Annotated in this window: 12 protein-coding genes; 3 read left to right on the top strand and 9 right to left on the bottom strand. The window is 60.9% G+C overall.

The window, feature by feature from the left end; genetic code table 11:
- The first annotated feature begins 1 nt into the window (after position 1).
- The 3 genes from BZL41_RS02925 to BZL41_RS02915 are packed head-to-tail and all read left to right on the top strand — an operon-like array spanning position 2 to position 2,128.
- Complete coding sequence (locus BZL41_RS02925) at positions 2–295, top strand: DUF2845 domain-containing protein (protein WP_095597914.1); 294 nt, start codon at positions 2–4, stop codon at positions 293–295.
- Positions 296–352: 57 nt separating this feature from the next.
- Complete coding sequence (locus BZL41_RS02920) at positions 353–655, top strand: DUF2845 domain-containing protein (RefSeq protein ID WP_095597913.1); 303 nt, start codon at positions 353–355, stop codon at positions 653–655.
- A 21-nt stretch (positions 656–676) separates the two neighbouring features.
- Entirely contained in the window at positions 677–2,128 is a 1,452-nt protein-coding gene (locus BZL41_RS02915) for a rhomboid family intramembrane serine protease (RefSeq protein ID WP_095597912.1), read from the top strand.
- A gap of 128 nt (positions 2,129–2,256) precedes the next feature.
- On the opposite strand, the gene BZL41_RS02910 is transcribed toward BZL41_RS02915, so the two are convergent.
- From BZL41_RS02910 to nusA, 9 genes are all read right to left on the bottom strand, one after another.
- The gene (locus BZL41_RS02910) at positions 2,257–2,454 is read right to left on the bottom strand and encodes a CsbD family protein (protein ID WP_084337242.1); all 198 of its coding nucleotides are present in this window, start codon (positions 2,452–2,454) and stop codon (positions 2,257–2,259) included.
- Positions 2,455–2,498: 44 nt separating this feature from the next.
- Positions 2,499–2,873 (bottom strand): BON domain-containing protein, encoded by a 375-nt coding sequence (locus tag BZL41_RS02905; RefSeq protein ID WP_095597911.1) that lies wholly within the window; start codon positions 2,871–2,873, stop codon positions 2,499–2,501.
- A gap of 202 nt (positions 2,874–3,075) precedes the next feature.
- Positions 3,076–4,491 carry a DUF4013 domain-containing protein gene (locus BZL41_RS02900; RefSeq protein WP_095597910.1) on the bottom strand — a complete coding sequence of 472 codons (1,416 nt, stop codon included), beginning with the start codon at positions 4,489–4,491 and terminating at the stop codon, positions 3,076–3,078.
- A gap of 151 nt (positions 4,492–4,642) precedes the next feature.
- Entirely contained in the window at positions 4,643–6,751 is a 2,109-nt protein-coding gene (gene pnp / locus BZL41_RS02895; protein WP_095597909.1) for a polyribonucleotide nucleotidyltransferase, read from the bottom strand.
- 171 nt (positions 6,752–6,922) lie between these two features.
- Positions 6,923–7,192, bottom strand: a complete 270-nt coding sequence (gene rpsO, locus BZL41_RS02890) for a 30S ribosomal protein S15 (protein ID WP_011914369.1) — start codon at positions 7,190–7,192, stop codon at positions 6,923–6,925.
- 126 nt (positions 7,193–7,318) lie between these two features.
- Entirely contained in the window at positions 7,319–8,236 is a 918-nt protein-coding gene (gene truB / locus BZL41_RS02885; protein ID WP_095597908.1) for a tRNA pseudouridine(55) synthase TruB, read from the bottom strand.
- Positions 8,237–8,239: 3 nt separating this feature from the next.
- Complete coding sequence (gene rbfA / locus BZL41_RS02880) at positions 8,240–8,626, bottom strand: 30S ribosome-binding factor RbfA (RefSeq protein WP_095597907.1); 387 nt, start codon at positions 8,624–8,626, stop codon at positions 8,240–8,242.
- Positions 8,627–8,751: 125 nt separating this feature from the next.
- Positions 8,752–11,265, bottom strand: coding sequence for a translation initiation factor IF-2 (gene infB, locus BZL41_RS02875; protein WP_095597906.1), 2,514 nt, complete (start codon positions 11,263–11,265; stop codon positions 8,752–8,754).
- A 27-nt stretch (positions 11,266–11,292) separates the two neighbouring features.
- Entirely contained in the window at positions 11,293–12,774 is a 1,482-nt protein-coding gene (gene nusA / locus BZL41_RS02870; RefSeq protein ID WP_095597905.1) for a transcription termination factor NusA, read from the bottom strand.
- Position 12,775 lies beyond the last annotated feature (1 nt).

Below are 12,775 nucleotides of genomic sequence, written 5' to 3'. Positions count from 1 at the left end.
CATGATGCAACGCGCTTTTTTCCTCTGCCTGCTGGCGCTGGCCGCCGCCCCCGCCCAAGCCGAAACCATGCGCTGCGGCAGCAAACTGGTCAGCCTCGGCGATCGGGCTTTCGAAGTGCAGCAAAAGTGTGGCGAGCCGGCACATCGAGACTTGGTCGGCTATACCCTGGGCGAATACGATCGCCGCGAGTTCAAGATGGAAGAATGGGCCTATGGCCCGAACAACGGCATGCTGTACATCCTGACCTTCGAAGGAAACCGCCTGATCCGCATCGAAACCCGGCGCAGCCGCTGACAGTACGACGCCGCCGGTGTAGGCTGGCGCCCGTCATGTACCGCCAGGGACGCTTTCGTGAACATCCGTTTTTGTCTTCTCGCCCTGCTCCTGTTGGCAGGCAACGCACATGCCTCCTCCACGCTGCGCTGCGAAAGCAACCTGATCAGCCTCGACGACACCACCAGCGAAGTCCGCAGCAAATGTGGCGAGCCAGCCAGCACAGCCTTTCTTGGCTATCGCGAAAAACTCGACGACTACGGCTACCGGCAGGAAGTCCCGGTTGAAGAATGGGTCTATGGCCCACGCAATGGCATGTACCACTACCTGCGCTTCGAGGCCAACCGACTGGTGAAAATCGACAGCAAGCGCGGCAACTGATCGACCGCACAAGGACGTCCCGTGCTCATTCTCCCCGCAGAACACCCGCTCGACTGGAAGAAGCCGCCAGTCATGACCCTGCTGCTGATCCTGCTCAACGTGCTGATCTATTTCGGCTACCAGGGCGGTGACGAGCAGCGCTGGGAAACAGCCATCGAGGCGTACCTCGACGCCGGTTTGCTCAATCGCGAGCGAACCCTTTTTCTCGAAGACTTCGGTCCCCGTCGCAAACTGAATGCGGACGAACAACGCGCCCTCGCCGCCATGCGCCGGTCCGACCTCGCCGGCCTGATCCTCAGTGACCTGCAGTTCGAAAGCCGTCTGCATCATGAGCCGGCCTACCAGACCGATCCCGACTGGCAGGCCGCACGCCGGAAGGTCGAAGCCGAACGCGACAAGGTGAGCAGCATGCGCTTCGGCTTCATCCCGGCGAAGTTCAGCGTTCAGGGCCTGTTCGGCGCCATGTTCCTGCACGGCAGCTTCGACCACCTGCTGGGCAACATGATCTTCCTGTTCATCTTCGGCTTCGCGCTGGAAATCGCCCTGGGCCGCTGGCTCTACCTCGGTCTTTACCTGCTCAGCGGCATCGCCTCGCACCTGCTCTGGTGGATCATGGACCCGGTATGGGTTACCGGCGTCGGTGCTTCGGGCGCTATCTCCGGATTGATGGGCATGTACCTCGGCGTATATGGCCTGCGCCGGATCAACTTCTTCTACTGGCTCGGGCCGATGTTCGGCTACTTCCGCGCACCAGCGCTATGGATTCTGCCGGTCTGGATGGGCAAGGAGCTGTATGGCCTGCTGCTGGCCGACGACAACGTCAACTACTACGCCCACCTCGGCGGCCTGGGGGCGGGTTTCTTGTCGGTCTGGCTGCCGCGCCTGATCGGCCGGTTGAAGGTCGACGAAGCCTATCTGCGCAAGGAAGACCCCGACGCGCCCTTCAAGCGGGAACTCGCCGCACTGGATCAGGCGATCGGCCGTTTCGCCCTGGAGCAGGCCGCTTCTCGTGGTCTCGATCTGCTGCCCCGCTATCCGGGTCGGGAAGAGCTGTTGGAGAGACTCTATCCGGTTGCCAAGAGCCGGCAGGATGCGGCCCTCATGAGCGCCTTGCTCAAGCAGGTTTTCGCCTTGCCGCCCGGCACTGGCCTTCTCTTGTTGCAGCGTCTGGGCGACGACAGCCAGGCACCGGAACAGCGCCTGCTACGACATCCTGGCGTGCAGCTTCATCTTCTTCAGGGATTGCTACGGGGCGCCGATGGCCCCCGCGCTCTCGCCGCCTGGCGCCGGTTGTGCCAGCACTCTCGCCATCCGAGCCAGCTTCCACAGCTGACGCTGCAATTGGCCAAGCTGCTGGGTCAGCGCAAAGACCTGCGAGGCATCGCCGAGCTGGCCCAATTTCTCCGAAACGCCTATCCCGAGGCCGAACAGACCCGTCAGCTCACTCTCTACCAGCAGCATCTAGCCCGTTGAACGACGAAGCCCCGACCTTCGGGGCCGGGGCTTCGCCTGCTTTCGTAGCGGAAGACGTAGAACGGACCGATTGTGGACACCGGCCATGAAACAGCGACCACAATCCGGTCCGCCCTACTGGAAAGCACCTACAGGCGGCTACTGAAGTCGCGCAACTCATCCTGAGCACGCTCCTTGCTCCAGCCGTAGCGCTCCTGAAGTTTGCCAACCAGATAATCGCTGTGTCCTTCAGCGACATCCAGATCATCGTCGGTAAGATTGCCCCATCGCTCCTTGATACGGCCTGTCAATTGTTTCCATTTGCCTTGAATGACATCGGCGTTCATGGTTCCTCCTCGTCCTTCGGCAGTTGGCCCTGCCGGGACTCCGGTCAGTCGGCGGTCTTCAGACCATCGGCGGCGACATCGACGACGCCCTTGATGCTCTTGGCCTTCTCGATGGCAAGATCGCGTTCGGCATCGCTGCCGACTACGCCGGACAGGGAAACGATGCCCTGCTTGGTTTCAACCTTGATATCCATACCGCTCAAGCTGCTGTCGGCGATGAACGCGGACTTCACTTTGCTGGTAATCCAGGTATCGGAGACCGCATCTTCGGCCTTTTCGATGGTCTCGTTGGCGGCCAACACGGCCGGCTGAGCGCGGGTCGACTCGTCCGATTGCGCAAACGCGACATGGCTCAGCGACAGGCTCAGGGCAGTAGCAGCAACAGTGGCGAAAGCCAATTTGTTGAAAGGCTGTTTCATAACGATCTACTCCTGTTCTCTTTTGGGAATCTGCAGCCGTCCTCCGCTGCAGTCTCAAGGAGTGAAATCGCAAGGCACATGCCAACTATGCGCTCTAATTTAGCTCATACAAATCAATAAGTTACGATAACCAAGCGAAAGCACCCCCATGCAGATTGCATGTTGCGCCCCTGGCACACGTGCAAATTGCAAGAAATGAAGATTACGCCTTGGCGGCGAGACGCGACAAAGTCGCCTCGAGGGCGGCGATATCCGCCCCCAACGGAGAGTCCGGGTAACGCATGCGGACGAACGCGAGCAACTTCTGCGCCGGCTCGACTTGCCCAAGCCCTTCGGCAAAGCCACGGGCAGCCAGGAGATAGGCTCTGGGAATGTGCGGGTAGTCAGGGAAGCGCTGGTGCAGATTGCGCAACAGGCTCAGGCCTTCGCGTGTCTTGTGCCGCTCCAGAAGCGCACCGGCCACCTTCTCGCAGACCAACGCATCGTCCGGCAAATAATCCGGCTTCAACTGGCGCGCGTTGAGCAACGCGGTTGCGGCCAGCGCCGGGCTCATCCGTGCGGCCAGCGGCAGGTAATGCGCCAAGTGATGCAGACAGCGCTCCCGTGCATTGAGGCCGAACAGCAGCTGGTGGTAGCGCTCGTTCAACTTGAGATCGTCCGGGGTCCGCTGCAAGGCTTGGGCGAGGGTTTCCAATGCCTGCGGACTCTGTCCTTCCTTGACCCGGATCTCGGCTTCGGCCAGGGCACGGCGGCGTTGGTACTCCGGGGCCGGAAAGGCCGCCTGTCCATCTTCGTCCGCGATCACGTAACCCAACGGTCCCTGATACTGAAAGACCGTATAGCCCATCATCGCGCACATCACCACGCCGAAATAACCGAACAGAAAAGCGGCTACAGGTACCAACACAACCTTGGGCAAGCCATGGGAGAGCATGTAGGTCACCCAAGTCGGCGATTGCCAGAGAATGAACAAGAAAGCGCAGAGGATAAGGTAGCGCCAGCCCATGGCCTTGATCACCTGCCCCACCTCGTCCGGGCTGAGTGCCGCGCTCAGCGTCTTGTCCAGCGCCAGACGAATGATGCTGGCCGGCATGACCAACAGAATGCCGATGTTCACCACCCAGAACAGCGCTTCGCTGTTGAAATCGGCGGCCAGCCAGAGCGCCGCCATGGCGATGAAGAACACCGCCAGTTGCTTGAAGAACAATGAAAAACCTTCGCCGCTGAACGCCGACAGCAGGTGCGGAGCGGTCTTCTCCGCCTGGCTGCTGGCCTCGATCACACTGTGGAAGTATTTGGTCGCGACACTGAACAAAGCGACCCAGAGCAGAATGATGCTCGGCATGAACAGGCTCGCCAGAGCCAGAATTGCGCTGAAAGCCAGCGGGCTGGGCTGACAGCCATACGCGAAGAAACTCGGGATACGCTCCCAGAACGGCTGGGCGGTGTTGGCCGCGCCGAGAAAACTCAGCGGGTCACGGCACAGCGGGCAGGCCGGCGTTTCTTCCGGTGCGTCTTCGTTCAGCGGAATGCAACAGTCGCCGTAATGACGCTGGCAAGGCACACAATGCCAGGTCGCGGGTTGTGCCGAATGGTAATGGCAGTGGGTCTTTTCCATGGCCGTGCTCTTTCCTTTCAAGCCTTCGAATCTTATTGGCCGGTCTGGACCGACGTACCACGCATGCCCCGAGAGCTGCGACCGCCTATTCTCCAGGCAAAAAAAGAGGGCCCGCAAGGGCCCTCTTTTCTTCGCTGTGAACTCGGACGCGTTAGACGCCCGACGCTTCAGCCGCTGCGACGTCCTTCATCGACAACTTGATGCGACCGCGGTTGTCCACGTCCAGTACCAGGACCTTGACCTCCTGGCCTTCCTGCAGCACGTCGGTGACCTTATCGATGCGCTGATCGCTGATCTGCGAAATGTGCACCAGGCCGTCCTTGCCGGGAAGGATGTTGACGAAGGCGCCGAAGTCGACGATGCGCTCGACCTTGCCGACGTAGATTTTGCCGATCTCGGCTTCGGCAGTGATGCTGAGCACGCGCTGCTTCGCAGCTTCGGCCGCTTCCTTGGTTTCGCCGAAGATCTTGATCGAGCCGTCGTCTTCGATGTCGATCGAAGCCTTGGTCTCTTCGCAGATGGCGCGGATGGTTGCACCGCCCTTGCCAATCACGTCGCGGATCTTGTCTTGGTCGATCTTCATCGCCAGCATGGTCGGTGCATTGGCCGACAGCTCGCTGCGCGACTGGGCAATGACCTGGTTCATCTGGCCGAGGATGTTCAGGCGTGCTTCCAGAGCTTGGCCCAGAGCGACTTCCATGATCTCTTCGGTGATGCCCTGGATCTTGATGTCCATCTGCAGCGCGGTCACGCCATTCGCGGTACCGGCCACCTTGAAGTCCATGTCGCCCAGGTGATCCTCATCGCCAAGGATATCGGTCAGCACGGCGAACTTGTCGCCTTCCTTGACCAGGCCCATGGCGATACCGGCCACCGGCGCCTTCATCGGCACACCGGCATCCATCAGGGCCAGGGAAGCACCGCAGACCGAAGCCATGGAACTGGAGCCGTTGGATTCGGTGATTTCCGATACCACGCGGATGGTGTAGGGGAACTCGTCGTCCTTCGGCAGCATGGCCTGTACGCCACGACGGGCCAGGCGACCGTGGCCGATCTCACGACGGCCGGCGCTGCCCATGCGACCGCACTCACCCACCGAGAACGGCGGGAAGTTGTAGTGCAGCATGAAGGCGTCCTTGCGCTCGCCTTCCAGGGTGTCGAGCAGTTGCGCGTCACGAGCGGTGCCGAGGGTGGCCACAACCAGGGCCTGGGTTTCGCCACGGGTGAACAGCGCCGAACCATGGGTCTTCGGCAGCACGCCGACTTCGATCTTCAGCGGGCGCACGGTACGGTTGTCGCGACCGTCGATACGCGGCTTGCCGTTGACGATGTTTTCGCGAACGGTACGGTATTCCAGCAGGCCGAAAGCCTCCTTCACCTCACCGACCGACGGCTGGCCTTCTGCCTCGCCAGCGAAGCGGGCAATGACCTGCTCGCGCAATTCGTCCAGGCGACCGTAACGCTGCTGCTTCAGGGTAATGGTGTAGGCCTCGGAAATGGCCTCGCCGAACTCGGCACGGATGGCATTGAGCAGCGCGGTGTTTTCCACCGGCGGCTGCCAGTCCCAGGCCGGCTTACCGGCTTCGGCAGCGAATTCCTTGACAGCCTGGATCACGGCCTGGAATTCCTGGTGGGCGAACAGCACGGCGCCGAGCATCTGGTCTTCAGTCAGTTCCTGAGCTTCGGACTCGACCATCAGCACGGCTTCTTCGGTACCGGCCACGACCATGTCCAGGCGGGACGCCTTCAGTTGCTCATAGGTCGGGTTCAGCAGGTAGCCGGTGCTTTCATGGAAAGCAACGCGGGCAGCGCCAACCGGACCGTTGAACGGGATACCGGAGATGGCCAGGGCCGCAGAGGTACCGATCATCGAAGCGATGTCCGGATCGGTCTTCTTGCTGGTGGAAACCACGGTGCAGATGACCTGCACTTCGTTCATGAAGCCTTCCGGGAAAAGCGGACGGATCGGACGGTCGATCAGGCGGGAAGTAAGGGTTTCCTTCTCGGAGGGACGGCCTTCACGCTTGAAGAAGCCGCCGGGGATCTTGCCGGCCGCGTAGGTTTTTTCCTGGTAGTGGACGGACAGCGGGAAGAAGCCCTTGCCCGGGTCCGCGGCCTTGGCGGCCACGACAGTCACCAGCACGGTGATGTCGTCATCGATGGTGACCAGTACGGCGCCGCTGGCCTGACGGGCAATGCGCCCCGTCTCGAGGGTGACGGTCGACTGACCGAACTGGAATTTCTTGATTACCGGGTTCACGGTGTTTTCCTTCTCTGTTGCCTTTGGGGGAAATCTGTTCTTCACGAATTCGGAGACAGTCCCGGGAGTCGGACCCGCAGCCTGCCCAAAACGCAAGAGCCGGATAGCAAAAGCTGGAAGCGGGCACTAATCCCGCTTCCAGCTTTGCATTCAGCTTCGAGCAAGCATCGCTTAGCGACGCAGACCCAGGCGACCGATCAGGGCGCTGTAACGAGTGGTGTCCTTACCCTTCAGGTAGTCCAGCAGCTTGCGGCGCTGGTTAACCATGCGGATCAGACCACGGCGGGAATGGTGATCCTTGCCGTTGGCCTTGAAGTGATCCTGCAGCTTGTTGATGTTGGCGGTCAGCAGAGCAACCTGCACTTCCGGGGAACCGGTGTCGCCTTCAGCTTGCTTGTACTCGTTAACGATCTGGGCTTTTTCTTCAACGCTCAGTGCCATGATAGGGCTCCTTGAGTGAACAGGCCGGGACGAATCCCGTGTTTAAAAAAGAGGCATGACCGTGCCTGTTGACAGCCACCCTCTTACCGAAGCGCCGATGCCAAGGCGATCGACGCTCCGTCCCGGTCATTCCGACCGAATCAGTCGACGCGGCGCGATACGCCCGTCATCGCTCACTTCACCGATACCAATGAAGCGGCCTGTGTGATCCTGAACCCGGACCATGCCGAACTTCGGCGCTTCCGGGGCTCGTACCGGCTGCCCATGCAGCCAGTAGTAGGCACTGTGCTCGGAAAGCTGCAGCAGCGGCCAGTGTTGCAAACCGCTGTCCGCTGGCAAGAGGAAACGATCCAGCGCCTCGGCGCCGCCTTCGGCGTGGGCCTGTTCCAGAGCCTCCAGGCTTACCGCCTGGGCCAGATCGAAAGGTCCGGCCTGGGTGCGCCGCAGTTCGGCAACATGGGCACCACAACCGAGCAACTGGCCGAGGTCTTCGACCAGCGTGCGGATGTAGGTTCCCTTACTACAGGCTACCGACAACCGCGCCTGTGAATTTTCACAGGCCAGCAACTCCAAGCGCGTAATAGTAACAGAACGCGCCTCACGCTCCACTACCTCGCCGGCACGAGCCAACTTGTACAGCGGCTGGCCATCGCGCTTGAGGGCGGAGTACATCGGCGGTATCTGCTTGATTTCACCACGGAATCGAGGCAACAACGCCTCCAGCTCGGGGCGACCGACGGTCACCTCGCGACGCTCGAGCACCTCGCCCTCCGCATCGCCCGTGGAGGTAATTACGCCAAGCTGCATCAGGGTTTCATAACCCTTGTCGGCATCCAGCAGGTACTGGGAGAACTTGGTCGCCTCGCCGAAGCAGAGCGGCAATACCCCAGTGGCCAGGGGATCGAGACTGCCGGTATGACCAGCCTTCTCCGCGTTCAGCAACCAGCGCACCTTCTGCAGCGCCGCATTGGAAGTCAGACCGCGCGGCTTGTCCAGGACCAGGATACCGCTGACGTTGCGGCGAATACGTTTTACCTGAGCCACGCCTTACTCCTCGTCGCCACCCTGGTGCTTACGGTCTTCGGCCACAGCCCGCTCGATCAGCGCCGACAACTCGGCCCCACGGCGAATGCTGGCGTCGTAATGGAAGTGCAACTGCGGAATGCTGCGCACCTTCATGGCCTTGCCCAACTGCATGCGCAAAAAACCGGATGCCTCGCTGAGAATCTCGAGGTTCTGGGCAATCTGCTCGGGACTGTCCTTGCCCATCACCGTGATGAACACCTTGGCATGGGACAGGTCGCGACTGACATCAACGGCGGTGATGGTCACTAGGCCGAGACGCGGATCCTTGATTTCACGCTGGACCAGAAGCGCCAGTTCGCGCTGCATCTGGTCGCCGATGCGCTGGGTACGGCTGAATTCTTTTGCCATATCGAAACTCGCTTCAGGCTGCGGCTATCGAGCCGCAGGCTGATCACTGAAACACAAAAAGCGAACGGCAGGTCAGGACATGCGCTTGCACGCCTCCTGACCTGCCGCCTGTGGCTGGTGCGCCGTTAGAGGCTGCGCGCCACCTGGACCTTCTCGAACACTTCGATCTTGTCGCCAACCTTGACGTCGTTGTAGCTCTTCACGCCGATACCGCATTCCATGCCGGCCCGCACTTCGGACACGTCGTCCTTGAAGCGGCGCAGGGATTCCAGTTCGCCTTCGAAGATCACCACGTCGTCGCGCAGTACGCGAATCGGACGATTCCGGTGAACGATGCCCTCGACCACCATACAGCCGGCAATGGCGCCGAACTTCGGCGAGCGGAATACATCCCGCACCTCTGCGATACCGAGAATATTCTCGCGAACGTCGCTGCCGAGCATACCGGAGAGCGCTTTCTTCACGTCTTCGATGATGTCGTAGATGACGTTGTAGTAGCGCAGGTCCAGGCCTTCCTGCTCGACGATCTTGCGCGCACCGGCATCGGCACGCACGTTGAAGCCGAACAGAACCGCGTTGGAGGCCAGCGCCAGGTTGGCATCGCTCTCGGTGATACCACCGACACCGCCGCCGACCACACGCACCTGAACTTCTTCGTTGCCCAGATCGGACAGGGCACCTTGCAGCGCCTCCAGCGAACCGCGCACGTCGGCCTTGAGGACGATGTTGAGGGTCTTCTTCTCGTCCTGGCCCATGGTTTCGAAGATGTTCTCCAGCTTCGCCGAATGCTGGCGAGCCAGCTTGACCTCGCGGAACTTGCCCTGACGGAACAGCGCCACTTCACGCGCCTTCTTCTCGTCAGCGACCACGGTCATTTCGTCACCGGCATCCGGGGTACCATCGAGGCCGAGAATCTCGACCGGAATCGACGGACCGGCTTCCTTCACCGGCTTGCCATTCTCGTCGAGCATGGCACGGACACGGCCGTAGTTGACGCCGACCAACACCATGTCGCCCTGACGCAGGGTGCCGTCCTGAACCAGCACGGTAGCCACCGGGCCACGGCCCTTGTCCAGACGGGATTCGACCACGACACCTCGACCCGGAGCGGTCGGAGTGGCTTTCAGCTCGAGTACCTCGGCCTGCAACAAAACGGCTTCGAGCAGCTCGTCGACACCGGTACCGACCTTGGCCGAAACGGGTACGAACTGGGTATCACCACCCCACTCTTCCGGGATCACGTCACGGGAGGCGAGATCGTTCTTGATCCGGTCCAGATCCGCTTCCGGCTTGTCGATCTTGTTTACTGCCACAACGATCGGAACACCGGCCGCCTTGGCGTGCTGAACGGCTTCTTCGGTCTGCGGCATCACACCGTCATCGGCAGCCACCACCAGGATCACGATATCGGTCGCCTTCGCACCGCGAGCACGCATGGCAGTGAACGCCGCGTGGCCGGGAGTATCGAGGAAAGTGATCATGCCGCGATCGGTTTCCACGTGGTAGGCACCGATGTGCTGGGTAATACCACCCGCTTCGCCCGCGGCGACCTTGGCACGACGGATATAGTCGAGCAGCGAGGTCTTACCGTGGTCGACGTGGCCCATGACAGTCACCACAGGAGCACGGGACTGGGCTTCACCCTCGAATTTAAGCGATTCGGCCAACTGTTCTTCGAGCGCGTTATCGCTGACCAGCTTGACCTTGTGGCCCAGCTCTTCAGCCACCAGTTGAGCAGTCTCCTGGTCCAGTACCTGGTTGATGGTGACCGGCGAACCCATCTTGAACATGAACTTGATGACTTCAGCCGCTTTCACCGCCATTTGCTGAGCCAGCTCTGCAACGGTAATGGTCTCGCCAATGGAAACTTCGCGCACGATGGGTCCTGTCGGGCTCTGGAACCCATGTTGGTTACGCTTCTTCAGCTTGGCCTTGCCGCGACCGCCGCCACGACGACCGAAACCTTCGGATTCGTCGTCGGCGCTACGCGGCGCCACGCGCGGAGCCGGCGCCTTGTCCTTGAGGGACGGGCGATGCTGGGCATGCTTGCGGTCGCGGCGTTCGTCTTCGTCGCTGCGAGCTGGCTTTTCGGCACGGCGCGGCTCTTCCTTCTTGCGCTCTTCGACGACTGGAGCCGGCGCAACGACCGGCGCAACCGGCTCGGCTTCCACCACCGCACTCACCGGTGCCTTTGAGGTTTCTTCTTCGCGGGCCTTCTGAGCCTCCGCCTGGCGCCGAGCCTCTTCTTCAGCTTGGCGCTTGGCCTCTTCCTCAGCCTTCAGACGTGCCGCTTCTTCGGCGGCACGCTGCTCTTCCAGCTCACGCTGCTTCTCGGCCTCGATCTCGGCCGGGCTGCGCTTCACATAGGTTTTCTTCTTGCGTACTTCGACACTGATGGTCTTACTGCCCGCCACTTTCAGAGTCGTGGTGGTCTTACGCTGCAAAGTGATCTTGCGCGGCTCTTCGAGTCGCTCCCCATGGCTGCTTTTCAGATGAGCCAACAGGGCTTGTTTCTCGTTATCGGTCACTACTTGCTCGGCGCTGGTGTGCGACAGTCCTGCCTCACGCATCTGCTGCAGCAGGCGCTCGACCGGTGTGTCGACCACTTGGGCCAGTTCTTTCACCGTGACTTGCGTCATGCATCTCTCTCCTCAGGCCGTAACTGCTTACTCGAACCAATGGGCTCGAGCGGCCATGATCAGCTTGCCGGCACGTTCTTCATCCATGCCGTCGATCTCGAGCAGGTCGTCGATCGACTGCTCAGCCAGGTCTTCTCGGGTGGCTACGCCACGCATCGCCAACTCCACCGCCAGCTCCTTGTCCATCCCTTCGAGGGCCAGAAGATCCTCGGCCGGCTGTACGTCCGCCAGCTTTTCTTCGGTGGCGATGGCTTTGGTCAGCAGACGGTCCTTGGCTCGGGCTCGCAGCTCATTGACGATGTCCTCGTCGAAGCCATCGATATTGAGCATCTCTTCCATCGGAACGTAGGCGATCTCTTCCAGACTGGTGAAGCCCTCTTCCACCAGCACTTGGGCCAACTCCTCGTCGACATCCAGCTCGTCGATGAAACGCTGCAGGATATCGCCGGTCTCGGCTTGCTGCTTGGCCTGGATATCCGCCTCAGTCATCACGTTCAGCGTCCAGCCAGTCAGTTGGCTGGCGAGGCGAACATTCTGACCGCCGCGACCAATGGCCTGGGCCAGGTTGTCTTCGGCGACCGCAATGTCCATAGCATGGGCATCTTCATCGACGATGATCGCCGCCACTTCGGCCGGAGCCATGGCGTTGATCACGAACTGAGCCGGGTTTTCATCCCACAGCACGATGTCGACGCGCTCACCACCCAGCTCACCCGAAACGGCTTGGACACGCGAGCCGCGCATGCCGATACAGGCACCCTGCGGGTCGATACGCTTGTCCTTGGAGCGGACGGCGATCTTGGCGCGCGAGCCCGGATCGCGGGAAGCAGCCATCACTTCGATCAATTCTTCGGCGATTTCCGGTACTTCGATGCGGAACAGCTCGATCAGCATCTGCGGCGCGGTGCGCGACAGAATCAACTGCGGACCGCGATTCTCGGTACGGATTTCCTTCAGCAGCGCACGCACCCGCGCCCCAACCCGGAAAGTCTCACGCGGAATGATGTCTTCGCGCGCCAGCAGAGCTTCCGCATTGTTGCCCAGATCGACGATGACATTGTCCCGGGTGACCTTCTTCACGGTACCGGAAATGATATCGCCGAGACGCTCGCGATAAGCCTCGACCACCTGGGCACGCTCTGCTTCGCGAACCTTCTGCACGATAACCTGCTTGGCAGTTTGCGCAGCGATACGGCCGAACTCGATGGACTCGATCTTTTCTTCGATCACATCGCCCAGCTTCGCGCCCGGCTGTTGCTCTTGAGCCTGCTCGACGGTGAGTTCGGCGGCAGGGTTTTCCAACGCCTCCTCGTCGACCACAGTCCAGCGCCGGAACGTCTCGTAGCTGCCAGTGTGGCGATTGATCGACACACGCAAGTCAACTTCTTCCTCGAAACGCTTCTTGGTCGCCGTGGCCAACGCCAGCTCCAAGGCTTCGAAAATCACACCAGCCGGCACGCCCTTTTCATTGGACACCGACTCAACAACCAGCAGTACTTCTTTGCTCATC

It is taken from the genome of Pseudomonas sp. PIC25 (genome assembly GCF_002286785.1).
Lineage (GTDB): Bacteria > Pseudomonadota > Gammaproteobacteria > Pseudomonadales > Pseudomonadaceae > Pseudomonas_M.
Note: the sequence above shows the minus strand (reverse complement) of the source record. Positions and strands in the feature narration are given on the sequence as shown.